A 25,562-nucleotide genomic window follows, 5' to 3' on the forward strand; every position below is an offset into this window, starting at 1 on the left:
ACTCCTTGTTCGGGCATGGCCGGCGGGGGCCGGCAATGGCCGTTATTTTCGAGAATAGTGCGTCACCAGCTTATCGCCGATGGTCTGCAGAATTTGTACCAGCACGATCAACATCACCACGGTGACGACCATGACGTCGTCCTGAAAACGCTGGTATCCATAACGAATGGCCAGGTCACCCAAGCCTCCGGCGCCCACTACACCCGCCATCGCGGTGTAGCCTACCAGTGCGATCGCAGTGACTGTGATTGCAGCAATGATACCGGGCTTAGCCTCCGGCAAAAGCGCCTTGATGATGATCTGCCGGGTGGTGGCGCCCATTGCTTGAGTCGCCTCGATGATGCCGCGATCCACTTCGCGTAGGGCGGTTTCCACCAGCCGTGCGAAGAACGTCGAAGCACCTACCACCAGCGGTGGAATCGCGCCGGCCACGCCAAGCGACGTGCCTGTGATAAAGATCGTCGTAGGGATCATCACAATCAGCAGAATGATAAATGGCAGAGAGCGTATGGCGTTGACCACGAATGCCAGTACTGCGTAGGTGGTCTTCTGCTCCAGCAACTGTCGGGGGCTGAAGAGAAACAGCAGAACACCCAGCGGCAGGCCCACCAGCACGGTGAACAGCAGCGAGGTACTGAGCATCAGCATGGTGTCGCCGGTGGCAACCCAGATGTCAGCCCAGTCAACTTTGTCGAAGTAATGCAGTAAAACGTCCATTAACGCAGGACCTCCATGTGCACATCGGCTGCGGTAAAGCGGGCGAAGGCCGCTTCCATGTCACCGCCGGTGATGGCCAGGGTCAATTGCCCGTAGGGGATGTCTTTGATGCGGTCGATACGACCGGCAAGGATGCTGTAGTCCACACCCGTTTCACGGGCGACGGTACCCAGCAAAGGCGCGTAGGTCGATTCACCCTGGAACGTCAGGCGCACGATGCGGCCTGGGACGTGGGCGAAATCATCGCGTTGCTCTCCTTCATCGACCTGCTCGGATTCTTGTACGAAGCGCTTGGTGGTCGGGTGCTTGGGGTGCAGGAACACATCGGCGACCGAGCCTTGCTCGACGATCACGCCGGCGTCCATCACCGCCACCTGGTCGCAGACGCGGCGGATCACGTCCATTTCATGGGTGATCAGCACGATGGTCAGCTTCAACTCGCGGTTGATCTCGGCCAGCAGTTGCAACACCGAAGCGGTGGTTTGCGGGTCGAGGGCGCTGGTGGCTTCGTCGCACAGCAGGATCTTTGGCTTGGTCGCCAAGGCACGCGCGATGCCGACGCGTTGCTTCTGGCCGCCGGACAACTGCGCCGGGTACTTCTTGGCGTGGTCCGACAGGCCGACACGGGCGAGTAACTCGGCGACGCGCAGGTCGATTTCCTTGCGCGACAATTCGCCGGCCAAGGTCAGTGGCAGTGCCACGTTGTCGGCAACGGTCTTGGACGCGAGCAGGTTGAAGTGCTGGAAGATCATCCCGACCTGCTGGCGGAAACGGCGCAGGCCGTTGGCGTCCAGGGCAGTGACTTCTTCGCCATCAACGGTGATTTGGCCGCCACTTGGTTCTTCGAGGCGGTTGATCAGGCGCAGCAGGGTGCTTTTGCCTGCACCGGAGTGGCCAATCAGGCCGAACACCTGGCCGTTTTCGACACTCAGGCTGGTGGCATGCAGCGCGGGAATATCCTTACCGGCGACGCGGTAAGTTTTATGGACGTTATGAAACTCGATCACGTAGCGAACCTTGTGGGGCGCATGGAAAAGGGATCAGCGGTTAGCCGGGCGCGCATTTTAGCCTGTCCGTATAGCGTTTCTTAGCATTTATTTCGCATTCAACCAGCGATTTGGCAATAACGCGATCAAAGGTCATAAAAAAGGAACGGCCCAAAACCTCATCAGTCACTACTTAAGCAACGCGATATCCCAGGTGCCGTGCCTGGGGTTTTTGCTCAAACGAGCCGGGGATCGCTCTGGCCACTTTGAATAAGGAGTTTTGTCTGATGAGTACCAAGAAGCCAGCCACCCCGTCGAAGAGTGAACTCGCGGGCACCGATACCCTGGACCGTGGCAACACCAACGCCAAGCTGCAGGCCCTGGAGGAATTCCGTTCCGATGCGACCGGCCAGGCCCTGCGTACCAACCAAGGCGTCAAGATTTCCGATAACCAGAACACGTTGAAAGTCGGCTCCCGTGGCCCGTCGCTGCTGGAAGACTTCATCATGCGTGAAAAAATCACGCACTTTGACCATGAGCGCATCCCGGAGCGCATCGTGCATGCCCGTGGTACGGGCGCTCATGGCTTTTTTGAAACCTATGCAGACCACTCGGCGCTGACCAAGGCCGGCTTTCTGCGCAATCCCGGGCAGAAAACCCCGGTATTTACGCGCTTTTCTACCGTGCAGGGCCCTCGCGGCTCAGGCGACACGGTGCGCGATGTACGCGGTTTCGCAGTGAAATTTTTCACCGACGAAGGCAACTTCGACCTGGTTGGCAACAACATGCCAGTGTTCTTCATTCAGGACGCGATCAAGTTTCCCGACTTTGTTCACGCCGTGAAACCTGAACCCCACAACGAAATTCCTACTGGCGGTTCGGCCCACGACACGTTCTGGGATTTTGTTTCGCTGGTGCCGGAGTCGGCGCACATGGTGGTGTGGGCAATGTCCGACCGCGCCATTCCCAAAAGCCTGCGTGCCATGCAGGGCTTTGGCGTACACACGTTTCGCCTGATTAATACCGAGGGCAAGTCCAGCTTCGTGAAATTCCACTGGCGTCCAAAAGTGGGCACCTGCTCGCTGGTGTGGGACGAAGCGCAGAAGCTGGCCGGTAAAGACACCGATTACCACCGCCGCGACCTGTGGGAGTCGATTGAAACCGGCGATTACCCTGAGTGGGAACTGGGTGTGCAGATCGTTGCAGAAGAGGACGAGCATAAGTTCGACTTCGACCTGCTCGACCCGACCAAGATCATTCCCGAAGAACTGGTGCCGATCACGCCGCTGGGCCGGATGGTGCTGAACCGCAACCCGGACAACTTCTTCGCTGAAGTCGAGCAGGTCGCCTTCTGCCCAGGCCATATCGTGCCGGGTATCGACTTTACCAATGACCCGTTGCTGCAAGGCCGTCTGTTTTCCTACACGGACACCCAGATCAGCCGCCTCGGTGGTCCGAACTTCCATGAGATCCCGATCAACCGCCCGGTCGCGCCGAACCATAACTGCCAGCGCGATGCCCTGCATCGCACTGTGATTGATAAGGGTCGTGCTGCTTACGAGCCGAACTCCATCGACGGCGGTTGGCCGAAAGAAACGCCTGCCGGCCCGACCGACGGCGGTTTCGAGACCCACTACGAGCGTGTCGATGCGAACAAGGTGCGTGAGCGCAGTGAATCGTTCGGCGACCATTTCTCCCAGGCCACGCTGTTTTTCAACAGCATGAGCCACCACGAGAAAGAGCACATCATCGCCGCCTACAGCTTTGAATTGGGCAAGGTCGAGCGCGAGCATATTCGTGCGCGTCAGGTGAATGAAATCCTCGCCAATATCGACCTGGAGCTGGCCAAGCGCGTTGCGCAGAACCTGGGTCTGCCGGCGCCGAGCAAAGGCACAGTAGCGCCACGTGAGACTTCGGTTAAAGAGTCCCCGGCGTTGAGCCAGGTGAACTTGCTGTCGGGCGATATCAAGACCCGCAAGGTGGCGATCCTGGCAGCAAACGGGGTTGATGGTGCTGCCATCGACGCAATGAAAAAAGCGCTCGCAGCAGAAGGCGCGCATGCCAAGTTGCTGGGGCCAACCTCGGCACCGGTCACCACGGCGGATGGCAAATCCCTGCCGGTGGATGCGTCCATGGAAGGCATGCCGTCGATTGCGTTTGATGCGGTATTCGTACCGGGCGGCGCGGACTCTGTGAAAGCGCTGAGTGGCGACGGTGTTGCACTGCATTACGTGCTGGAGGCCTACAAACACCTGAAGGCAATTACGTTGGCCGGTGAGGCCAAGCAGTTGCTGGACGTGCTCAAGCTTGAGGCGGATGCAGGCTTGATCGTGGGCGGGGATGCCAAGGCGTTCAAGGCGTTCTTCGCGGCGATCGCGCAGCATCGGGTTTGGGATCGTGAGCCTAAGGCCAAGGCGATTCCGGCTTAAGTCATTGGTTGTTTGTTAGATCGTCATCGCGGGCAAGTCCGCTCCCACAGTTCAAATGTGGGAGCGGGCTTGCCCGCGATGCTTTTAGTCCGCCTTGCGCGGAATCAGCACAACCTGCGCCGGAATGTGTTTCAAAATCTGCCGGTGAATCTTCAGGTCATACCCCGAATCAATCCGCTTCACCCGTTTGGTCAGTAACGTGGCCAGCCACGGGTAATCCTCGGTGCGCGGCGCCTGGATGCTCACGTCGCACTGGTAATTCACGACGTCGGTGGCGATTGCATCCAGCTGATGGCGCAGTGCTTCGATGTCGGTGAGGTTCAGTGCCACGGTGGTGCTTGGCGCTGCCGGGTCGATGACCTTGGCGGCGGGCTTGGTTTCAGCGGCTTTCAGGGCGGCTTCGGCTTTATCCAGCTCGGCTTTGCGGGCGTGGCTGATGGCGCTGTTAACGCCGCCAGTAAGTGCCGGTGCCTTTGGCATCAGCGCACGCGCACGGCTTAGCGCGGTGGCAGCTGCGTTAACGTCACCTTTTTGCAACACGATCTGGCTGCGCTGCAGGTAGGCCTCGGCCAATTGGCGTTGGTAGCCCTCAAGCGTCGGGTCGTTGGGCGACTGGGCTTGCAGGGTAGTCAACTGATCTTCGGCGGTAGCCAGCTCGCTGCTGGCCAGGTTTTGCTCCAGCTGCGCGATGGCCACAGCGCGTGCGTCCGGTGCCTGTTGGGCGGCGGGCGGTGTGCTTTGACAGGCGCCCAGCAGCAGGGAAAATGCGGCAAGGAGCAGATAACGTGCGGTGAACGGCTTCATTCCTGCGACTCTCTATTTGCGCAAAAAGCGAGCAAGTCTACACCCCTCGACGGGGCAGGACAAAACTCAGCAGAAACAGGGCGGCGGCCGTGACCACAATCGATGGCCCGGCAGGCGTGTCCTTGAACCAGGACAGCGCCAAGCCCCCGCACACTGCAAACATCCCCAACAGGCTGGCGCCGATCGCCATTTGCTCCGGTGAACGGGCATGGCGCTGAGCGGCGGCGGCGGGAATGATCAGCAGCGACGTGATCAACAATACGCCGACAATCTTCATCGCGACAGCAATCACCACGGCGATCAACAACATCAGGGCCATGCGCAGGGCCGGCACGGGCAAGCCCTCTACCGTGGCCAGCTCTTCATGCACGGTGATCGCCAGCAGTGGGCGCCACAGGGCTACCAGCAACACCAGCACGGTCGCGCTGCCGCCGAGGATCCAGGCCAAGTCAGTGGGGCTGATCGCCAGCAGATCGCCGAACAGGTAGGCCATCAGGTCGATACGCACTTCGTGCATAAAGCTCAGCACCACCAGGCCCAAAGACAGGGTGCTTGGCGCCAGGATGCCCAGCAGGGTATCGGAAGCCAGTGGCTGGCGCTGTTGCAGGGTTACCAGCAGCACCGCCAAGAGCAGGCAACCCACGGTCACGGCGATGGTCGGGCTTACATCGAGCAAAAAGCCCATGGCCACGCCTAACAACGCGGCATGCGACAAGGTGTCGCCGAAATACGCCATGCGCCGCCAGACCACGAACGAGCCCAACGGACCCGCAACCAGTGCCAAAGCCAAGCCTGCCAGCAGGGCGTAGAGCAGAAAATCAGCCATGCTTGCAGCTATCTCCATGAACGTGAGGGGTAGAAGGATCCTCCACGACCGCGCCATGCAGGTCATGCGCGTGGTCGTGGTGGTGGTGATAGATCGCCAGGCTCTGCGCGTTTTTGCCGAACAGCTCGACGAACGCGGGGTCGCCACTGACCTGTTCCGGGTGGCCGGAGCAGCACACGTGTCGATTGAGGCAGACCACTTGGTCGGTGGTGCTCATCACCAAGTGCAAGTCGTGGGACACCATCAGCACGCCGCAGCCATGCCGGTCGCGCAGGCGCGTGATCAGGCTGTACAGCTCGGCCTGTCCGGCGACGTCGACGCCCTGCACGGGTTCATCCAGTACCAGCAGTTCCGGCTCGCGCAACAAGGCGCGGGCCAGCAGCACGCGCTGCATTTCGCCGCCGGAGATGCTTTGCACCGGGCTGTCGATCACCTGTTCGGCGCCGACTTCCTTGAGCGCAGCCTGCGCGCGGGTGCGGTCCACGCCCGGCACCAGGCGCAGGAATCGCAACACCGAGAGTGGCAGCGTGGGGTCGACGTGCAGCTTCTGCGGCATGTAGCCGACGCGTAGCTTGGGCTTGCGCCAGACGCTGCCGGTGTCGGGCTTGAGCAGGCCGAGCACGGCGCGCACCAGTGTGGTCTTGCCGGCGCCGTTAGGGCCGATCAGGGTGACGATCTGCCCGGGTTCGACGCTCAGTGCGATGTTATCCAGCACGTTTTGCCCGGCGAACGTGACCCCGACTTGTTCCAGGCGGATTAACGCATTGCTCATCAAGCCCCCTGGCAGCCCGAGCACAGGCCGACTACTTCGACCGTTTGCCCTTCGACCGTAAAGCCGACATCGGCAGCGCTGCTGATAATGGCGTCGCTGATGCTTTTTTGTTCAAGTTCGATGGCGGCATGGCACGCGCGGCAGATCAGGAATTGACCTTGATGCGCGTGTTCCGGGTGGTTGCAGCCGACAAAAGCGTTGAGCGAGGCAATGCGGTGCACCAGGCCGTTTTCCAGCAGGAAATCCAGCGCACGGTAGACCGTGGGTGGCGCTGCGCGGCGGCCGTCCTGCTCGCTGAGCACCCCGAGAATGTCGTAGGCGCCCAGTGGCTTGTGGCTCTGCCACACCAGTTCCAGTACACGCCGACGCAAGGCGGTCAGGCGCAAACCCTTCTGTGCACAGAGGGTATCGGCCTCCGACAGCGCGGTATGCACGCAGTGGGAGTGGTCGTGGGGACGGCTGGCAAGCGGTGTAATAGGCATGAGCGGCGACAGACATTTGATAGAGACGTTATTATGTTACCCGTTCCTACGCCATCGAGTGGTCATCGTGTCCCGACTTTTTCCCGTTTTTGTCGTATTTGTCACCAGTTTGTTCATCAATGGCGCCGCTCAGGCCGAGGTCAAGGTGCTGACCAGCATCAAGCCTTTGCAGTTGATTGCTGCGGCTGTGCAGGACGGCGTGGCGGTTCCGGAGGTGTTGCTGCCGCCGGGTGCATCGCCGCATAACTACGCGCTGCGTCCATCCGACGTACGGCGCGTGCAGGCGGTGGACCTGCTGTACTGGATCGGTCCGGATATGGAGAGTTTCCTGCCGCGCGTGCTGAAAGGTCGTACGGCAACAACGGTAGCGGTGCAGGATCTTCCGGGTATGAAGCTGCGGCGGTTTGCCGAAGATAGCCACTCTCACGCCGACGATGCCGACGAACATGATCATGATCACCGCCCAGGCAGCCTGGATTCGCACTTGTGGCTGTCGACCGTGAATGCTCGCGTGATTGCGGCGCGTATGGCTGCTGATCTGGCGGCCGCTGACCCGGCCAATGCCGTGCGTTATCAGAGCAATGCGAAAGCCTTTGATGGGCGCCTGGATGTTCTGGATGCCCGTCTGAAAGCTCGTCTGGCGCCGATTGGCGGCAAGCCTTACTTCGTGTTTCATGAGGCCTTCGATTACTTCGAAGAGGCTTATGGGCTCAAGCACGCCGGTGTGTTCAGCGTTGCCGCTGAAGTACAGCCGGGCGCCCAGCACGTGGCGGCGATGCGTACGCGTTTGCAGGAAGTGGGCAAGACCTGCGTGTTCAGCGAGCCGCCGTTGCGTCCGCGTTTGGCTGAAACCCTGGTGGCGGGTTTGCCGGTGAAGCTGGCGGAGTTGGATGCGCTGGGCGGGTATACCCCGGCTACGGCTCAGGGTTATGAGCAGGTGTTGGAAAAGTTGGGGAATGACTTGGCTGGGTGCCTGGAATCGTTGTAACAGACGGCGCAGGTCAAATGTGGGAGCTGGCTTGCCTGCGATTGCGGTGGGCCTGCGACGAAATTGCTGGCTGACCTGACGCTATCGCAGGCAAGCCAGCTCCCACATTGACCGAGTTGGGGCTTTAGAGGGCGAACGGCAGTTGGATTGTGACCTGCTGGCGTTGTGCCAAGCGGTGCTCGAACTCTGCCGGGTCATGGATCAACACATCCTGCCCTGCAAACGACTCGGCGGCGATCAGGCGTGACAGCCAGAACCGCACACACGCCACCCGCAACATCGTCGGCCACAGTTCGGCTTCCTTGGCGGTGAACGGTCGCAGGCCGGCATAGGCGCCGAGCAGCGCACGGGCGCGTTGTCCGTCAATCACGCCATCGGCATCCGAACACCAGTCATTCAGGGCGATCGCCACGTCGTACAGCATCGGCCCGGAGCAGGCGTTGTAGAAGTCGATCAGGCCTGTGAGGTGCGTGCCTTCGAACATCGCATTGTCGCGGAACAGGTCGGCGTGGACGTTGGCGCGCGGCAGGGCGAGGATCTGGGCCTTGTGAGCGTCGATTTCCGTCAGTGCAGCTTGCAGCAGGCGCTGCTGTGCGTCGTTCAGGTGCGAAATCAGTTGCGTGCCTTCAGCCAGCATCCACTCCAGGCCGCGGTCGGTCTTGCGTTCCAGCACCTTTTCGCCTTGTGTCGCCAGGTGCAGGTGGCCAAGCAGGTCGCCGACCTGGGTACAGTGCTGGGCGTTGGCGTCCTTGATGTGCTTGCCGGCCAGGCGCGGTTGCAACAGTGCGGGTTTACCTTTTAGCTCGCGAAGAGCCACTCCATCGGTGGTGCGCAGGGCGTAAGGCACCGGCAGGTCGGCGTCGTGGAGCACGTCGAGCAGTTCGATGAAGAACGGCATTTCTGCGACCGGGCCGCGCTCAACCAGGGTCAGGACGAACTCGCCCTGCTCCAGGCTGATAAAGAAATTGGTGTTTTCGCTACCGGCGGCAATCCCCTGGAAGTCGAGCAGGCGGCCGAGCCCGTAAGGGGCGAGAAAGGTTTCCAGCTCGGGCCGAGCCAGGGGGGTGAACACAGACATGGTTAAAACTGCCAGTACGGGCGCCGCTGTGCGCGGCGCCAATTTAAGTTAAGAAATCATTTCCATTCGAAGATCTTCCATGACGGGATCAGCATATCCGGCTGGTCAGAGCGGATGAAGTTCGCATCGGTTCCGTCCGCGCGCACCAGGAAATACGGAGGCGCCCCTTTCGGAGTGACCTTGATTGCGTACAGGAACCCGTTCTGACGGTATTCCTGGATGGTCTTGTCGCCTTCCGTGCGAATGGTCACTTCCGGATCACCCCCAGGCGCATCGTCTGCCGCCATGGCAGCCAACGGAGCGAGTGCAATCAAGCCGGTCAACAGCAGGCGATTGAATGTGCGCATGATAACCTTGTCCCTTTGTCGTCATTGGTCCGGCTATTCTAGCGCCTGACCCGCCGAAAAGGTTGATTCTGCTCATGAGCCAAGCACCCCTCGTCCTGGTGGACGGTTCTTCTTATCTGTACCGCGCTTTTCATGCGCTGCCACCGCTGACCACCTCCAAAGGCCTGCCGACCGGTGCGGTCAAGGGCGTGTTGAACATGCTCAAAAGCCTGCGCAGGCAGTACCCGGACAGCCCGTTCGCGGTGGTGTTCGACGCCAAGGGTGGGACCTTTCGCGATGACATGTACGCCGAATACAAGGCCAATCGCCCAAGCATGCCCGATGACATGCGCCTGCAAATCGAGCCATTGCATCAAAGCGTAATCGCGCTGGGCTTCCCGCTGCTATGCGTCGAAGGCGTCGAGGCCGATGATGTGATCGGCACCCTGGCCCGCAGCAGCGCCGCCGCTGACCGCCCGGTGGTGATTTCGACCGGTGACAAGGACATGGCGCAACTGGTGGACGGCCACATTACCTTGGTCAATACCATGACCGGTAGTGCGATGGACATTGAGGGCGTAAAGGAGAAATTCGGCGTCGCTCCGGAGCAGATCATCGACTATCTGGCGTTGATGGGCGATTCGTCCGACAACATTCCGGGTGTTCCGGGTATTGGTCCTAAGACCGCGTCCGGCTTACTTGTAGGTGTGAACGGCGGCCTAAAAGAGCTTTATGAACAGCTGGATATCGTGCCGACCCTGCCTATCCGTGGCGCGAAGACGCTGTCGGCCAAGCTGGAAGAGCATCGGGAGATGGCGTTCCTTTCCTACCAGCTGGCGACGATCAAGATTGATGTGCCGCTGGATGTGGGCCTGGATGATCTGCACCTGATCGAACCGAACCGTGAAAAACTGCTGGAGCTGTATACGCTGCTGGAGTTCAAGAGCTGGATTGACGAGATCCAGCGTGACGCCAAGCGTGTCGAACTCAAGGCTGCTCCTGTCGTTGAAGCAGTCGTTGAAACCGTGGCGCCAGCGCAGACCACCTACACCACCATCCTCGACCAGGCGACGTTTGATGTCTGGTTGAAGAAGCTCAACGAGGCGAAGTTGTTCGCCTTCGACACAGAAACCACTGGCATCGACGCCCAACAGGCACAGTTGGTCGGTGTTTCCTTCGCCGTGCAGCCCCATGAAGCCGCCTACATCCCGCTGACCCACGCCTACATCGGCGTGCCGGAGCAGTTGGACCGTGACACCGTGCTGCTGGCCCTGAAGCCACTGTTGGAAGACCCGACCAAACTCAAGGTTGGCCAGCACGCCAAGTTCGACATGAACATCCTGGCCAACTGCGCCATCGGCGGCGACCCTGCACACGGCATTACCGTGCGGGGCATCGCGTTTGACACCATGCTCGAATCCTATGTGTTGAACGCCACCGCAACCCGGCATGACATGGACAGCCTGGCGAAGAAGTACCTGGATTACGACACCGTCAGTTTCCAGGATATCGCCGGCAGGGGCGCCAAGCAGCTCACCTTCGACCAGATCGCATTGGAGCAGGCCGGCCCTTATGCGGCTGAAGATGCCGATGTGACCTTGCGTCTGCATCAGGCGCTGTTCGCGCAACTTTCAGCCATCCCGAGCCTGGTGAGCGTGCTCACGGATATCGAGATTCCGTTGGTACCGGTGCTGGCCCGTATCGAGCGCCAGGGTGCGCTGGTGGACAAGGCGCTGCTGGGCATCCAGAGCATCGAGCTGGGCAACAAGATGGTCGAACTGGAGCGCCAGGCGTTCGAGATCGCCGGTGAGGAATTCAACTTGGGTTCGCCCAAGCAGCTCGGCGCGATTCTTTACGAAAAGCTCGGCCTGCCGGTGCTGAAAAAAACCGGCAAGGGCCAGGCGTCGACGGCCGAAGAAGTGCTGGCCAAGCTGGCTGAAGATGACTATACGCTGCCCAAGGTGCTGATGCAGTACCGCAGCATGAGCAAGCTGAAAAGCACTTACACCGATCGCTTGCCGGAACAGATCAACCCGCGCACCGGGCGGATCCACACGTCCTATCACCAGGCGGTGGCGGCTACCGGGCGCTTGTCCTCGAGTGACCCGAACCTGCAGAACATCCCGGTGCGCACCGCCGAAGGGCGGCGGATTCGCCAGGCGTTTGTTGCGCCGAAGGGCTACAAACTGCTGGCGGCGGACTATTCGCAGATCGAGCTGCGGATCATGGCGCACCTGTCGAAGGACGAAGGGTTGATGAACGCCTTCCGTCACAACCTCGACGTGCACACGGCGACGGCCGCCGAAGTGTTCAAGGTTGAGCTGGGTGAGGTTACGTCTGACCAGCGCCGCAGCGCGAAGGCGATCAACTTCGGTTTGATCTATGGCATGGGCGCGCAGAAGCTTGGCAAGGACATCGGCGTCGATACCAAGACGGCCAAGGCGTACATCGACGTGTACTTCGCCCGTTATCCCGGGGTTCGCGAGTACATGGAGCGCACCCGCGCCCAGGCTTCCGACCAGGGCTACGTCGAAACTTTCTTCGGGCGCCGGCTGTATTTGCCGGATATCCATTCCAACAAGCCCCAGGAGCGCGCAGCGGCAGAACGCACTGCGATCAACGCGCCAATGCAGGGCACGGCGGCGGACATCATCAAGAAAGCCATGGTGCTGGTGGACAATTGGCTGACCGATTCGGGCCTGGATGCCAAGGTCATCCTGCAGGTGCACGATGAATTGGTGCTGGAAGTGCGTGAGGACTTGGTGGCCGAAGTCAGCGAGAGGATCCGTGAGCACATGAGTGCGGCTGCTCAGCTGGATGTGCCGCTGCTGGTGGAGGTAGGTGTGGGTGATAACTGGGACGAAGCGCACTGATTACGGGGCTTTGCCACCACCTTGCGTGGTGGCAGAGTGCTTTAGTCCGGAAGTCACCGTCAGTTATTTCCAATAGTTTTTTGAGCCTGCCGGAACTTAACCCGTGAACTGCCACTCAGAGTTACTGAATGGGTGGTGAAGCCCTTCAATGCTCCTATGTTGTGTTAAGTGTTGGCAGATATCTGGACCCCGCCCTAGCGGTCCGGAACTTGAACCCCGAACTTCCCCTCCCCATACGAAGTCCGGGGTTTTTTTTGCCTGCAGAAAAGTTACTCCGCGATTTCCGCGCCCTTGTCGGCCAATTCCATCCAGCCGGCCAGCACGGTGTAGGCGTCTTCCAGGCCCAAGCGCTTCGGCGCCGAGAACAGCTGGATAGTGATCGCGTCACCCCAGCCTTTACGGATTTCGGCCTGCACTTTGAGCAGGGTGTTCTTGGCGGCGCCGTAGGTCAGTTTGTCGGCCTTGGTCAGTAGGATATGCATCGGCATACCGCTGGCAACAGCCCAATCGAGCATCAGCAGGTCGAAATCGGTCATCGGATGGCGGATGTCCATCATCAAAATCAAACCCTTCAAACTCTCGCGACCACCCAGATAAGCCTCGAGGTGACGCTGCCAGTGCAGCTTCAGCGGGATGGGTACTTTTGCGTAACCGTAGCCCGGAAGGTCGACCAGACGCCGATCATCGTCTAGCTTGAAGAAGTTGAGGAGTTGCGTGCGACCCGGGGTTTTCGAGGTGCGTGCCAGGCTGGCGTGAGTCAGGGTGTTCAGTGCGCTGGACTTACCGGCGTTGGAACGACCGGCAAAGGCGACTTCAAAGCCTTCGTCATCGGGGCATTGGTCAACTTTGGCGGCGCTGAGCATGAATGTGGACTGTTGGCACAGGCCGAGGATGGGATTCTTGAGTTGCATGAGATTTCCGATGTGGGCGATGCCGAGAAAGGGTGCGGCAAGCGGTGTCGTTTCCGTTTCAGTAGCGCCAGTATATAATGCCGCAGATTTTGTGTGTGCTTTGTCCCAGCGAAGGACGAGGTTCACGGGAGCGAAAGACCTTTATTGCGCATTAGAACGCAAAACGCTCTCAAACCCTGAAATGGTCGACGTATGACCAAGTGGTTGCGCGCTGTCGGTGTCCTGGTCCCGCTTTAATGGTGCTCAGGCTACACAGGATCCTGAAGCGGTGTACAACCGAGTTTGCGTGGTCACGCTGGTGCAACACGTGACCCAGGGTTTCAAGGCAATGCCGCCGCGTGGTTTGTGCATGGACTGCAGTACTGAGGATTACCAGGCCATCATTGAGTTGATGGTGAGTAAACCCGGTTGATAACTCTTAAACCCTTAGCCGTAGTTGGATTAGCTGATGAACAAACTGATCGTGAGTCTGCTGTTGACCTTGGGCATCACCGGTGTTGCCCATGCTGCAGGCGACGCTACAGCGGGCCAGGCGAAAGCCGCCGTATGTGGTGCTTGCCATGGACCGGATGGTAACAGCCCGGCGCCGAACTTCCCCAAACTGGCCGGCCAGGGAGAGCGCTACCTGACCAAACAGATGCAGGATATCAAGTCTGGCAAGCGCACGGTCCTGGAAATGACCGGCTTGCTGACCAACCTCAGCGATCAGGACCTGGCAGACATCGCCGCGTATTTTGCCAGCCAGAAAGGCAGTGTGGGAGCTGCCGATCCGAAACTGGTGGCCCGTGGTGAGAAACTGTTCCGCGGCGGTGACCTGGAAAAAGGTCTTCCTGCCTGCACCGGCTGCCACTCGCCAAATGGCGCTGGTATAGCAGCCGCTGGCTTCCCGCACTTGAGTGGCCAGCACGCAATCTACATCGCCAAACAGTTGACCGATTTCCGTAAGGAAGAGGCCGGGCGAAGCAACGACGGCGATGCGATGATCATGCGCACAATCGCTCGCAAGCTGAGTGATGAAGACATTGCGGCGGTCTCCAGCTACATCCAGGGCCTGCACTGAGGCGCGCACGACGTTAACGCTCGATTAATCCATCGATGCAAGCATAAAAAGGGTGGCTTAGGCTGCCCTTTTTTGTGGCCGCTACCGTTACACTAACGAACTCATGCCCGCGTAGACCTGTCACAACAAAGGTCGCGTGAGGCGACTTTATTTGTCCAGGAGTAAAGCATGCGTAATCTGATCCTCAGCGCCGCTCTCGTCACTGCCAGCCTCTTCGGCATGACCGCACAAGCTGCCGATGTGCCGCTTGAAGCCGGGAAAACCTATGTTGAATTGGCCAACCCGGTTCCGGTTTCGGTGCCAGGCAAGATCGAAGTGGTGGAGCTGTTCTGGTATGGCTGCCCGCATTGCTACGCTTTTGAGCCGACGATCAACCCATGGGTTGAGAAACTGCCTAAGGATGTGAACTTCAAACGTATTCCAGCCATGTTTGGCGGCCCATGGGATGCTCACGGCCAACTGTTCCTGACCCTGGAAGCCATGGGTGTGGAACACAAGGTCCATAACGCTGTATTCGAAGCTATCCAAAAACAAGGCAAGCGCCTGACCAAACCAGACGAAATGGCTGACTTCGTTGCCACCCAAGGTGTCGACAAAGACAAGTTCCTGGCTACCTTCAACTCCTTCGCGATCCAGGGCCAGATCAAACAGGCCAAGGAACTCGCGCAGAAGTATGGCGTGCAAGGTGTACCGACGCTGATCGTCAACGGCAAATACCGTTTTGACCTGGGTACTGCTGGCGGCCCGGAAGCTGTGCTTAATGTTGCCGACCAACTGATCGCCAAAGAGCGCGCAGCCAAGTAAGGGGCCCGTCATGCGCCGCTGGGGTACCGAACGTGTGGTTGGCCTGCATGATCCGCAGGTCAACGAACATCACCTGGAAACCACGGGTTTGCCGCCGGACAGTCGTCTGCGGCTGCTGAGCTTCAATATCCAGGTGGGCATCAGTACCGAGAAGTATCGGCATTACCTCACCCGTGGCTGGCAACACCTGTTGCCCCACAATGGGCGTGCCGGCAACCTGCAAAAGATCGGCAACCTGTTGAATGACTTTGACCTGGTTGCCCTGCAGGAAGCCGATGGCGGCAGCATGCGCTCCGGCTATATCAATCAGGTGGAGCACTTGGCCCAGCTGGGTGCCTTCCCTTATTGGTACCAGCAGCTCAATCGCAACCTCGGGCGTCTGGCGCAGCACAGCAATGGCGTGCTCAGCCGCTTGAAGCCTTCTGCCATCGAAGACCACCCGCTACCAGGCCCCAAGGGCCGGGGCGCTATCCTTGTGCGTTTTGGCGAGGGGCCAGAGGCTTTGGTCGTGGTGATGATGCACCTGGCGCTGGGTGCGCGCACCCGGACCATGCAATTGGCCTACATCCGAGAGCTGATTGGCAATTACAAACACCAGGTGCTGATGGGGGACATGAACACCCACGCCAGCGACCTGCTGCTGAATTCCCCGTTGCGCGACCTTGGGCTACTGGCACCGCAAGCCGAAGCCACGTTTCCCAGCTGGCGCCCGCAACGCTGTCTTGACCATATCCTACTAAGCCCGACCCTCACACTCGAGAGTGTGCAGGTGCTGGCGCAGCCCATCTCCGATCACCTGCCGGTCGCGGTAGAGATTCGCCTGCCGGGTTCGCTCACGGCCGATGCATTCCCCGCGCTGAGTCCCGGCCCTCGCGGACCCCTTGCATGAGCGACGACGCCCAGCGCTGGAAAGAGAAGTACCTTAAAAGCATCGAGCAACAGGAAAAGCTCGAACGTCGCTGGGCCGCCCGCCTTGACCTGCTGCGCCGTGGGCTCGTACGCAGTACGTTGGCGGCTGAGGGCACCGATCGCGCGGTTGATCAATGCATGAAGGAAATGCGCGACGTTGTCCGCACGGATGACATGGACGCGGCCCTCGCCGCGTTGCTGCCGCGCCTGGAAAAGGCCGTTCTGGATTCAGAGCAGCGCCGCGAAACCCGGGTCGACCAGATCAGCACCGCGCTGACCTCCCTGGTCACGCAACTGCAAAAGCTGCCATTACCGCGTGAGGTCGCCCGGCCGCTGAAAACATTCGCCAAGCAGTTGGACGGACGCGTCGGCCAGGCACGTGAGATCCCGTTGTTGCTGAGCGAGTTGAGTGGCCTGCAAAGCCAGGCGCTGAATAACCTGGAGCCGGACAGCGAAACTATGCGCTCAGGGCCTGGGCTCTTGCAGCGCCTGTTTGGTTCCAAGGATTTTGCGAACGAGACGGTAGCGGACGAGCCGGTCCCCAGCCCGGCGGCGCCCCTCCCTGTGGCCAAGCCTGTCGCCGAACCTCAGCAGCCCGAGCAGTCCGAGGAACTGACGCAAGCCTTGCGCGCCTTTTCGCCACAGCCTCGAGCACCGGTTGCCCCTGCAGTTGAACCAGATGCTCCGGCAAAAGTTGCCGAGGCCTCCAGTGAAACGTTCGTCTACGAGGCCCCTGCTCAAGCCGCTCCAGTTGACGAGCTCGTAGCGCCCTTGGCACGTGTGGAACCCGAGCCCGAGCCCGAACTTCAGGCAGAACAGCCGGCACCGGAAAGCGCCCTTGCCGCCTTCATTGAAACATCCGAACTTCAGGTCGAAACCCCGGATAAGACTGTCATCGGCAGCCTGTCGCTGCCGCCTGTGCTGGAGGTCGAAGAGTCCGACCCCGACGAGCTGCAATCGGATGGCGTGTATTCCTTGCCCGACTCGCCGGAGCCGTCCTACAGCTCCGTGGCCAAGCACATTGAAGACACCCTGCTCGGCCTGCTGGAGGAGCTGGCATTGCCCGAGCGCCATCAGCCCCAGGCCGAAGCCATGCGTGAGCGTCTGGCCCACGGCCTGAACTGGTACGAACTGCTGCCTATCCTCGACGACCTGGCAGTCTTGATGCTGGCGATCACCGACAGTGGCCAGCATGAGTTCGAGGCTTACCTCAAGCAGCTCAACGAGCGCCTCGAAGCGTTCCAGGGGCATTTGCAGGTCGCCAGCGACGGCCACGCCGATAGCCGTTCCGCCGCCCGGGAGCTGGACACGCAGATCCGCGAACAGGTCGACGGCCTGCAAAGCAGCGTGCAGGAAGCCGCCGACCTGGACAGCCTCAAGCACGTATTGGAAAGCCATCTCGAAGGCCTGCTAGGCACCATGGATGAGCACCAGCAGCAGCGCGATCAACGTGAGCAGGAAACGGCTGCACGTCTGAAGGGCCTGGCCGAGCGGGTTGCCAATATGGAGCAGGAAGCCCAAGGCTATCGCGAGCACCTGGAGGTTCAACGCCAGAAGGCCCTGATCGATCCACTCACCGGCTTGCCCAATCGCGCAGCGTGGAGTGAGCGCCTGGATCAGGAGGTCAACACTTGGCACCAGCGCGGCAACAACCTTTCGCTGGCGATGCTGGACCTGGATCACTTCAAGCGCATCAACGATGGCTACGGCCACCTGGCTGGCGACAAGGTGCTGAAGATCATCGCCAATGTGCTGCGCAACCGCCTGCGACCGACTGACTTTATCGCGCGCTTTGGCGGTGAAGAGTTTGTCTTGCTGATGCCTGACTCATCCTTGACGGATGCCCTGGCGGCGGGCGAGGTGTTGCGCGCAGCGATTGAAGCGTGCCCGTTTCATTTCAAGGGCGAGCCGGTGACGATCACGGTGTCCATGGGCGTGGCGCAGTTCCAGCCGGGAGAGCGCAGTGACCTGGCGCTCAAGCGCGCCGATGCGGCGCTATACCGGGCAAAGGCGGCGGGACGGAATCAGGTGCAGGCAGCCTAAAAAATGTTCCATTTTGTAATTTGACCGCCGGGCCACAATCGGTACGTTACACTGTTGCATTATCGTCTTCAGTGTAATGCCTTCCGCCATGAAATCCTTGTACTTTGCTTTTGTGCTCCTTCTGCTTGCGGGCTGCGCCAGCGGCCCTCGCCTGGACACCAACCACCCCTCGGTGAATCACGATAACCGCGTGCAATTCGTGGTCGTCCATTACACTTCCACCAACCTTGAACGCTCCCTGGCATTGCTCACCCACGGCCAGGTCAGCAGCCACTACCTGATCGGCGACGATGCCTCCGCCACCATTTACAAGCTGGTGGATGAGAGCCAGCGCGCCTGGCATGCAGGGGAAAGCGAGTGGATGGGGCGCACCTGGCTTAACTCCAGCTCCATCGGGATCGAGATCGTGAACCCTGGCTACAAGGACACGCCGACTGGCCGACTCTGGTACCCCTACTCTGAGGCGCAGGTGCAATCCCTGGTGGTCTTGCTCAAAGACATCAGTAAGCGCAACGGCATCGACCCCAAAAACATTATTGGTCACAGCGATATCGCACCGCTGCGCAAGTTGGACCCGGGCCCGCTATTTCCTTGGAAGCGCCTGGCTGCTGAAGGGCTGGGCGTATGGCCAGATGCCCAGGCTGTCGCGCGCTACCGGGTGCAATACGCCACCGAGCTGCCGAGCATTACGTGGTTTCAGGAAGAGTTGGCGCGTCTGGGCTACCAGACACCCCAGACCGGGGAGCTGGATGTAGCCACGCGTCACGTGATCGCCGCGTTCCAGATGCATTTCCGGCCATCGCTGTTTGATGGCGCGCCGGATGCGGAGAGTGCAGCGATCCTGCGAGCGTTGAACCACCGTTAAAGCGGCAACGCCATATAGAACTGAGTGCCTTGCCCCGGCCGCGAATACACGCCCATGCGGCCGCCGTGCAATTGTACGATCTCCTTGCACAGCGCCAGCCCCAGGCCAGCGCCGCCTTTCTTGCGACCCACCTGAACAAAGGGCTCGAAGATCCGCCCCTGTTGCCCGTAAGCGATGCCTTCGCCGTTATCTTCGACGCTGATAATCACCCGCTCGCCATGCCGGCGCGCCTGCAGGCGAATCTGTCCGCCCGTGGCGGTATGGCGCAGGGCGTTACCCAGCAGGTTGTCGAGCACCCGCTCCAGTTGTGCCTGGTCTGCATACAATCTGGGCAGGTCGGATTGAGTTTCTACCAGCAGTTCGACGTTTTGCGCGTTGGCCGGCTCGACGAAGCGCGCCCGGGCGTGTTCCAGCAGGTCAGTCACATCGCACGGCCCCAGCGTGAGTTTCTGCAGGCCGTTCTGGTAGCGCGAGAAATTGAGCAGGTCGTTGATCAACTGCATCAGGCGCTGCATCTCTTCATTGACCGTGTCCAGCAGGTCCGCTTCACGGGACTCTGCGGGAAACTTCGCGCGTTCGCGGAACAACCCGAATGCCATGTGCATGCCCGTCACCGGCGTACGCAGTTCATGGGAGGCGCGTAGGACGAACTCGCTGCGCACCCGCTCGAATGCCCGTTGTTCGGTGACGTCATGCAGCACCATCACCGCGCCGAGGATGTGCCCCTCGGTATGGCTCACAGGGGTCAAGCTGTAGGTCAGCAGGCGCAGTTCGCCTTCGACTTCCACTTCCAGATCATCCGGCGCCCGCTCCAGGTTGCCGCCTCGCAGTACCAGTTGCAGTTGCTCGTCCAGTTCCGGACGCACCAACGCCTCGCCCAGGCCTTGGCCGAGGCGTTCCTCGTCCCAACCTAATTGCCGCTGGGCGACAGGGTTGAGATGCTCCAGGCGGCCTTGGCGGTCGATCATCAGCAAGCCATCGTCAATGCTGTCGAGCACCGCTTGCAGGCGCTGCTGGCCCGCCAGCAGTTCATCGACGTTGGTCGCCTGATGCTGGCGCAACGCTTCGGCCATGATGCCGAAGCGCCGGGTCAACAGGTTCATTTCCGCGGCAGAGGAGATGGGCAGCGTCACTTCGAAATCGCCCTGCCCGATCTTGTCCGCCGCCTTGGCCAGGGCTTCGATCGGCCCGCCAAAACGCCGGGCAATGCCATGAGCCGTAATGAATCCGATGATCAGCACCGCGAGCCCCACCAATCCCAGAAGGCCGGCAATCAGCAAGGCGCGCGCGCGGGACTTGTGTTCGGTGGAGCTGATGTTTTCCAAGGCGTGCTTGTGTTCGGCGATCAGGCCGTTACGCAGCACGTTGAACGTTTCGTGGAGTTTTTCCTTGCTGCCCGGCGGCGGCGAAGCCTGCTGAGACTCATCGAAAGCCTTTAGGAAACTCAAGTAGTCCGTCTTGGCCTCGCTGAAGCCGCTTCCGGTGTGCGCTTGCCGCTCATGGGCAATCCCCTGATCGAGCAAATCAAAGTAGCGTCCTTTCGAGGCTTCCAGGGCGCCCGGATCAGGGCGCGCCTCCAGCATCATCATCAACTGGTCGCCCAGGCTCTGACGCAGCTTGAGCCCCAGGTCGAGGGTAACGAAGTTGCTGCGAATTGAAGACTCCTGGGTCTTGGCCATTTGCATGACGCTGACCAGGCCCAGGATCAAACCCAGCAGGGCAACGGTGATCAGCGCGGAGATGCTCAGGAATAACCGAGTGCGCAGTTTCATCGCTAACTTCATAGGGTACAGCTCACAGGTTGTACTGTTTACGTTTGCGGTACAGGGTCGACGCGTCGATACCCAGGGTGCGAGCCGCCTGGTCCAGTGTGTCGCTGGTAGCGAGAACGGCGCCGATGTGTGCCTTCTCCAGCTCGTCGAGGCTCAGCGCCGCACCGATACGCGGCGCATTGTTGGTCGGCTGCTCAGACATCCCAAGGTGACTGATTTCGACCTTCTCCTGGGGACAAATGATGCTGGCGCGCTCCACCACGTTGCGCAGCTCACGGATATTCCCCGGCCAGCGATAGTTGAGCAACGCTTCGCGTGCTTCATCGCTGAAGCCGCGTGCAGGTCGGGCGTATTCCTTGACGAAGCGCGCCAGGAAACGGTCGGCCAGGGTCAGGATGTCTTCACTTCGCTCGCGCAGCGGCGGCAGGTGCAAGGTGATCACGTTGAGGCGATACAGCAAGTCCTCGCGGAAACGGCCGTCGCGCACCATGTCTTCCAGATTCAGGTTGGTGGCCGCGAGGATACGTACGTCGGCACGACGGGTGACCGGATCGCCCACACGCTCGTATTCCTTGTCCTGGATGAATCGCAGCAATTTAGGTTGCAAGGTGAGTGGAAAGTCGCCGATCTCGTCGAGAAACAGCGTGCCGCCATCGGCTTGGTTGACACGGCCCAAGGTGCTTTCACTGGCACCGGTAAAGGCCCCACGGCTATGGCCGAACAACTCACTTTCCATCAGCTCTGCGGTCAGCGATGGGCAGTTAATGGTCACACAGGATTTCTTTGAGCGCTTGCTCCAGCCGTGAATGGCTCGTGCCAGCTCACCTTTACCGGTACCGGATTCACCCAGGATCAAAATGTTGGCGTCTGTCCCGGCCACCTGGCGTGCGGTTTCCAGCACCACCATCATCGACGGGCTGTGGGAGTCGAGGCCATCTTTCGGTTGGCGCACTTCGCCCTCGAGGGCCTCGAGGCGCGCAGAGAGTTGACGCACTTCCAGTTGCTTGGCGGTGGCGAGGCGCAGTTGGTCGGGGCTGCACGGCTTCACCAAGTAGTCGGCGGCGCCAGCCTGGATCGCGTCAACAGCGGTGTCGACCGCCGAATGGGCGGTCACAATCACCACGCGCATCCAAGGCGCCTGGATGCGCATCTGCGCCAGCACATCCAGACCGTTGTCTTCGCCCAGGCGCAAATCTAGGAAGCACAGGTCGAACACCTGGCGCTGCATCAAGGTATCGGCCTGGGCAGCGCTGTTCGCGGTAGCCACTGTGTAGCCTTCATCTTCCAGGCAATAACGGAAGGTGCGGAGGATCGCGGATTCGTCATCCACTAAAAGAATGCGGCCTTGAAGTTCCTTGGCTGATTCCATCTGTCCCGCGCTCCCTAAAAGTATGAATGATGGTGTTTAGTCCCGGAATAATCGGGCAAGTTGCATGGTTTATTCTGATCGATAAATGACGACCTCGTGCAGGTATCTGCAGTCCTGTCTACAAACCCCCGTCTGATGGCGTTTTCATGCCGTCTTGCCAGTTCGGCAACACACCTTCCGCTTTCTATCCCTTGATCCGACCGCTGGCCGTCGTGCATTTCGCACGGCGCCAAGTGGGGGATCGTGCAGGATGCTGGGCTCATGGTTATTCATGAATAGATAAGTTATTGATTTAATTAGGTTTTATTTTGTAAAAAAACTGGCATGCGCTCTGCAATATCCCTCTCAACAAATAATCAAAATGTGGGAGACCAGCAGCATGACTCGCCAAAGCCTTAGCCAATTGCGTGTATCGCCACTGCGCTTGCAGCAAGGGCTGTTTGCCAGCTTGGCGCTGATGGTCACGTTGATTGGTGGTCAGCAGTTGCAACATTGGCAGCAGAGTCAGCAGCAGGTTCCTCAGTTTGAGCGTCCGGCCATGACCCAGACCCATTTCCGTTCCGTTGGCAGCGTTGCTCCCAGCGCAACAGCCCCGCAATTGCGGATGGTTGACCAGGCGTCTTCCCTGAGTGAACTGCCATCCCAAGAGCGTTGGGTGTTCTAGGCAACAAAAAGGCCACTTGTGTTGAGTGGCTGTACGGCACCACAGCTGTTACCTCTTAAAGAACGATAAGGAGAATCACCATGTTGAGTTGGGCAATCACATTTCTGATCATCGCCATTGTGGCTGCAGTCTTGGGCTTCGGTGGTATCGCGGGCACCGCCACGGGTATCGCAAAAATCCTGTTTGTGGTCTTCCTGGTGATGTTCATCGCTTCTTTCTTCTTTGGTCGTCGCGGCCGAGGCTGAAAATGACCACTCTGTCCTTCAAAGCCATTACTGCCGCCCTGCTTCTGGGCGGTAGCGGCTTGGTGATGGCCGCCAATGACGGCCAATCCCGAGCCAACGAATTGCTCAGCGCGGACCCGCAATACCGTGAAACCTGGCAAGGCGTGGTGAAGAAAGAAGAGCGTCTGCCGGAATGGGTATTGAACCTGTCGGGCACGGCCGAGCAAATGAATGCCGTGGAAGAAGACGGTGATAAGTATTTGGTTGGGCCGCTCTGCGAAACCGCTGACACGTGCCTGAACAAGCGCTTGATCGTTGCCTTCAGCCTCGACAAGGAAGATGCCTACGCCATGTTGGTGGAAGTCCCGGCCGGCCTGCCGGCGGACAAGTCACCCACGCGGCACGCCGACTACCGTTTTATCGGCAAGCCGGACGAGGGCATGCAGAAGCTCCTGATGGAGCAACTCAAGAAAGATCCGAATTGGTACTAGGTTCCGTTTGACGCGATTGTCGTCTGCGGAACTAGCGTCCATGGAAAGAAGCCCCCTCGCTTCTTTCTATCTGCACAGCACGCCAAGTGCTGTGCATGACCAAGGGGCCGGGTTGTGCTGATCAATCGCGATCGGCGTGACCTACGGGTACAGGGAGTACCTGCGAAAGGGCCGGGTCAGGCGAAAGGCTGCGACGCAGGTTCACAAGCTTATGGCTTGCTGAACTTGCGGCGCGCTTATGACGTAAACCCTCTGCCTCGTTGTCCCTCTTCATATACCTGCCTGTACCTCCCTTAGTCGCAAATTTCCGTTCTGCTTGTTCCCAACCATTTCTTAGTGTGTCGGCTCGACCATCTATCGATAAAATTGGTCTGGGCCTATAGGGCATTTCTGACACTAAACAGCGGAGTTCCCAAGCATTTCTAGCAATGCTCGCGACACGCGCTGAATCTCTGCGCGAGCCGGGTTTGGCAGGTTCACGGCATGTTTGTCGGACAAAATGTCACATTTGAACTGACCGTTCGGACAGTTATTATGAAAAAAGACCATGCCGATTCGGCATAGGGTAGGCGTTTACGGCATTAGACGTCGCTCCCTTGCATGGGAATAGTTGCGCCTTTTTTCGCCTGCCAGTAAGCCATTTCGGCCACGCTGCGGTGACCTTCCATGGAGGCAGATGCACACACTTTTTCGCCCTCGGGCGTTGCAGCTGGCGCGTTTGCCTTAAGTTCACTTGAAGTAAGGGTAATGACATGAAGAAGGCAAAGCTAAGCCTCGCCTGGCAGATCCTCATCGGTTTGGTGCTGGGGATCGCAATCGGTGCTGTGCTCAACCATTTCAGCGCTGAAAAGGCCTGGTGGATCAGCAATGTGTTGCAGCCAGCGGGCGATATCTTTATCCGCCTGATCAAGATGATCGTGATCCCGATTGTGATCTCCTCGCTGATCGTCGGCATTGCCGGTGTCGGTGACGCGAAAAAACTCGGGCGTATCGGCGTCAAAACCATCCTTTACTTCGAAATCGTCACCACCATCGCCATCGTGGTCGGCCTGCTGCTGGCCAACCTGTTCCACCCGGGTGCTGGCATCGACATGAGTACCCTGGGTACCGTCGATATCTCCAAATACCAGGCGACTGCCGCCGAAGTGCAGCATGAGCATGCGTTCATCGAGACCATCCTCAACCTGATCCCATCGAACATCTTCGCCGCCGTGGCCCGTGGCGAAATGCTGCCGATCATCTTCTTCTCCGTGCTGTTCGGCCTGGGGTTGTCGAGCCTCAAGCCTGATCTGCGTGAGCCGCTGGTGACCATGTTCCAGGGCGTGTCCGAGAGCATGTTCAAAGTCACCCACATGATCATGAAGTACGCCCCGATCGGCGTATTCGCACTGATCGCCGTGACCGTCGCCAACTTCGGCTTCGCCTCCTTGCTGCCGCTGGCCAAGCTGGTGATTCTGGTTTACGTCGCCATCTTGTTCTTCGCTTTCGTGATTCTTGGCCTGATCGCCCGCCTGTTCGGCTTCTCGGTGATCAAGCTGATGCGCATCTTCAAGGATGAGCTGGTACTGGCCTACTCCACCGCCAGCTCCGAAACCGTGCTGCCGCGCGTGATCGAGAAGATGGAAGCCTACGGCGCGCCGAAGGCCATCTGCAGCTTTGTGGTACCGACGGGTTACTCGTTCAACCTCGACGGTTCGACCCTGTACCAGAGCATCGCGGCGATCTTCATTGCCCAGCTGTACGGCATCGACCTGTCGATTGGCCAGCAGCTGATGCTGGTGCTGACCTTGATAGTCACCTCCAAAGGTATCGCCGGTGTACCGGGCGTGTCCTTCGTGGTACTGCTGGCTACCCTGGGCAGCGTGGGCATTCCGCTGGAAGGCCTGGCGTTCATCGCCGGCGTCGACCGCATCATGGACATGGCGCGTACTGCGCTCAACGTGATCGGCAACGCCCTGGCCGTACTGGTCATCTCCCGTTGGGAAGGCATGTACGACGACGCCAAGGGCGAGCGCTACTGGAACTCCCTGCCGCACTGGCGCAGCAAGCAAGCGCGGCCGGTCGGCCAAGCCACGCGCAGCTGATAGCACGACGGCTCTGAAACAAACCCCGGAAAATTCCGGGGTTTGTCGTTTCTGCCAGCCCCGTTATCATTCGCCCCATTCTTTG

The 25,562-nt window shown here is 59.7% G+C and carries 23 protein-coding genes and 2 pseudogenes; 14 read left to right on the plus strand and 11 right to left on the minus strand.

Annotated features, from left to right (window positions below; all coding sequences use genetic code 11):
• Positions 1-42: 42 nt before the first annotated feature.
• The gene (locus tag HU722_RS01355; protein WP_065875631.1) at positions 43-717 is read right to left on the minus strand and encodes a methionine ABC transporter permease; all 675 of its coding nucleotides are present in this window, start codon (positions 715-717) and stop codon (positions 43-45) included.
• Positions 717-1,724 carry a methionine ABC transporter ATP-binding protein gene (locus tag HU722_RS01360; protein ID WP_065875632.1) on the minus strand — a complete coding sequence of 336 codons (1,008 nt, stop codon included), beginning with the start codon at positions 1,722-1,724 and terminating at the stop codon, positions 717-719. The genes HU722_RS01355 and HU722_RS01360 overlap by 1 nt, the downstream gene beginning before the upstream one ends.
• Before the next feature lie 245 nt (positions 1,725-1,969).
• Here HU722_RS01360 and katE point away from each other — a divergent pair, with 245 nt between their 5' ends.
• Positions 1,970-4,132 (plus strand): catalase HPII, encoded by a 2,163-nt coding sequence (gene katE, locus HU722_RS01365; RefSeq protein WP_225930668.1) that lies wholly within the window; start codon positions 1,970-1,972, stop codon positions 4,130-4,132.
• A gap of 84 nt (positions 4,133-4,216) precedes the next feature.
• On the opposite strand, the gene HU722_RS01370 is transcribed toward katE, so the two are convergent.
• The 4 genes from HU722_RS01370 to zur are packed head-to-tail and all read right to left on the minus strand — an operon-like array spanning position 4,217 to position 7,016.
• A complete protein-coding gene (locus HU722_RS01370) occupies positions 4,217-4,936 on the minus strand; it encodes a PA5502 family lipoprotein (RefSeq protein ID WP_065875634.1) in 720 nt (239 codons plus the stop codon).
• Between the two features lie 37 nt (positions 4,937-4,973).
• Positions 4,974-5,762 (minus strand): zinc ABC transporter permease subunit ZnuB, encoded by a 789-nt coding sequence (gene znuB / locus HU722_RS01375; protein ID WP_049710746.1) that lies wholly within the window; start codon positions 5,760-5,762, stop codon positions 4,974-4,976.
• Complete coding sequence (gene znuC, locus HU722_RS01380) at positions 5,755-6,534, minus strand: zinc ABC transporter ATP-binding protein ZnuC (RefSeq protein WP_065875636.1); 780 nt, start codon at positions 6,532-6,534, stop codon at positions 5,755-5,757. The genes znuB and znuC overlap by 8 nt, the downstream gene beginning before the upstream one ends.
• Positions 6,534-7,016 carry a zinc uptake transcriptional repressor Zur gene (gene zur / locus HU722_RS01385; RefSeq protein ID WP_065875637.1) on the minus strand — a complete coding sequence of 161 codons (483 nt, stop codon included), beginning with the start codon at positions 7,014-7,016 and terminating at the stop codon, positions 6,534-6,536. The genes znuC and zur overlap by 1 nt, the downstream gene beginning before the upstream one ends.
• Positions 7,017-7,074: 58 nt before the next feature.
• Between zur and HU722_RS01390 the strand changes: the two genes are divergently transcribed.
• On the plus strand, positions 7,075-8,004 hold the full coding sequence (locus HU722_RS01390) for a zinc ABC transporter substrate-binding protein (protein WP_065875638.1): 930 nt from the start codon (positions 7,075-7,077) through the stop codon (positions 8,002-8,004).
• A gap of 124 nt (positions 8,005-8,128) precedes the next feature.
• Here HU722_RS01390 and HU722_RS01395 read toward each other — a convergent pair whose 3' ends face one another.
• The gene (locus tag HU722_RS01395) at positions 8,129-9,082 is read right to left on the minus strand and encodes a homoserine kinase (protein WP_065891261.1); all 954 of its coding nucleotides are present in this window, start codon (positions 9,080-9,082) and stop codon (positions 8,129-8,131) included.
• 56 nt (positions 9,083-9,138) lie between these two features.
• On the minus strand, positions 9,139-9,429 hold the full coding sequence (locus tag HU722_RS01400; RefSeq protein WP_065875640.1) for a DUF2782 domain-containing protein: 291 nt from the start codon (positions 9,427-9,429) through the stop codon (positions 9,139-9,141).
• A 74-nt stretch (positions 9,430-9,503) separates the two neighbouring features.
• Between HU722_RS01400 and polA the strand changes: the two genes are divergently transcribed.
• Entirely contained in the window at positions 9,504-12,281 is a 2,778-nt protein-coding gene (gene polA / locus HU722_RS01405; protein WP_065891260.1) for a DNA polymerase I, read from the plus strand.
• A 269-nt stretch (positions 12,282-12,550) separates the two neighbouring features.
• Here the strand turns inward: polA and yihA are convergent, their stop codons facing one another.
• A complete protein-coding gene (yihA, locus tag HU722_RS01410) occupies positions 12,551-13,192 on the minus strand; it encodes a ribosome biogenesis GTP-binding protein YihA/YsxC (RefSeq protein ID WP_065891259.1) in 642 nt (213 codons plus the stop codon).
• Between the two features lie 192 nt (positions 13,193-13,384).
• On the opposite strand from yihA, the pseudogene HU722_RS29115 reads away from it, so the two are divergent.
• From HU722_RS29115 to HU722_RS01440, 7 genes and pseudogenes are all read left to right on the plus strand, one after another.
• A pseudogene (locus tag HU722_RS29115) lies at positions 13,385-13,481 on the plus strand (cytochrome); the annotation flags it as partial.
• Positions 13,482-13,484: 3 nt separating this feature from the next.
• Positions 13,485-13,604 (plus strand): annotated as a pseudogene (locus HU722_RS29120) (c-type cytochrome); the annotation flags it as partial.
• 36 nt (positions 13,605-13,640) lie between these two features.
• Complete coding sequence (locus tag HU722_RS01420) at positions 13,641-14,252, plus strand: c-type cytochrome (protein ID WP_065891258.1); 612 nt, start codon at positions 13,641-13,643, stop codon at positions 14,250-14,252.
• Positions 14,253-14,420: 168 nt separating this feature from the next.
• Positions 14,421-15,056, plus strand: a complete 636-nt coding sequence (gene dsbA, locus HU722_RS01425; RefSeq protein WP_049710737.1) for a thiol:disulfide interchange protein DsbA — start codon at positions 14,421-14,423, stop codon at positions 15,054-15,056.
• A 10-nt stretch (positions 15,057-15,066) separates the two neighbouring features.
• The gene (locus tag HU722_RS01430; RefSeq protein ID WP_049710736.1) at positions 15,067-15,945 is read left to right on the plus strand and encodes an endonuclease/exonuclease/phosphatase family protein; all 879 of its coding nucleotides are present in this window, start codon (positions 15,067-15,069) and stop codon (positions 15,943-15,945) included.
• Positions 15,942-18,008: a GGDEF domain-containing protein gene (locus HU722_RS01435; RefSeq protein ID WP_065891257.1), complete on the plus strand. Its 2,067-nt coding sequence runs from the start codon at positions 15,942-15,944 to the stop codon at positions 18,006-18,008. Before HU722_RS01430 ends, HU722_RS01435 begins: the two co-directional genes overlap by 4 nt.
• An 88-nt stretch (positions 18,009-18,096) precedes the next feature.
• Positions 18,097-18,873, plus strand: coding sequence for an N-acetylmuramoyl-L-alanine amidase (locus HU722_RS01440; RefSeq protein ID WP_065875645.1), 777 nt, complete (start codon positions 18,097-18,099; stop codon positions 18,871-18,873).
• On the opposite strand, the gene HU722_RS01445 is transcribed toward HU722_RS01440, so the two are convergent.
• Together HU722_RS01445 and algB are read right to left on the minus strand one after the other, a co-directional pair.
• Positions 18,870-20,657, minus strand: coding sequence for an ATP-binding protein (locus tag HU722_RS01445; protein WP_065875646.1), 1,788 nt, complete (start codon positions 20,655-20,657; stop codon positions 18,870-18,872). The two genes, HU722_RS01440 and HU722_RS01445, sit on opposite strands and share 4 nt — an antisense overlap.
• Positions 20,658-20,667: 10 nt before the next feature.
• A complete protein-coding gene (algB, locus tag HU722_RS01450; protein ID WP_065875647.1) occupies positions 20,668-22,014 on the minus strand; it encodes a sigma-54-dependent response regulator transcription factor AlgB in 1,347 nt (448 codons plus the stop codon).
• A 379-nt stretch (positions 22,015-22,393) separates the two neighbouring features.
• Between algB and HU722_RS01455 the strand changes: the two genes are divergently transcribed.
• From HU722_RS01455 to gltP, 4 genes are all read left to right on the plus strand, one after another.
• Complete coding sequence (locus tag HU722_RS01455) at positions 22,394-22,678, plus strand: hypothetical protein (RefSeq protein WP_065875648.1); 285 nt, start codon at positions 22,394-22,396, stop codon at positions 22,676-22,678.
• Positions 22,679-22,758: 80 nt separating this feature from the next.
• On the plus strand, positions 22,759-22,923 hold the full coding sequence (locus tag HU722_RS01460; RefSeq protein WP_003170804.1) for a DUF1328 domain-containing protein: 165 nt from the start codon (positions 22,759-22,761) through the stop codon (positions 22,921-22,923).
• A 2-nt stretch (positions 22,924-22,925) separates the two neighbouring features.
• On the plus strand, positions 22,926-23,393 hold the full coding sequence (locus tag HU722_RS01465) for an inhibitor of vertebrate lysozyme family protein (RefSeq protein ID WP_065875649.1): 468 nt from the start codon (positions 22,926-22,928) through the stop codon (positions 23,391-23,393).
• A gap of 752 nt (positions 23,394-24,145) precedes the next feature.
• Positions 24,146-25,477 (plus strand): glutamate/aspartate:proton symporter GltP, encoded by a 1,332-nt coding sequence (gene gltP / locus HU722_RS01470; RefSeq protein WP_186753124.1) that lies wholly within the window; start codon positions 24,146-24,148, stop codon positions 25,475-25,477.
• Positions 25,478-25,562: the final 85 nt, after the last annotated feature.

This window comes from Pseudomonas tritici, from assembly GCF_014268275.3.
GTDB lineage: Bacteria > Pseudomonadota > Gammaproteobacteria > Pseudomonadales > Pseudomonadaceae > Aquipseudomonas > Aquipseudomonas tritici.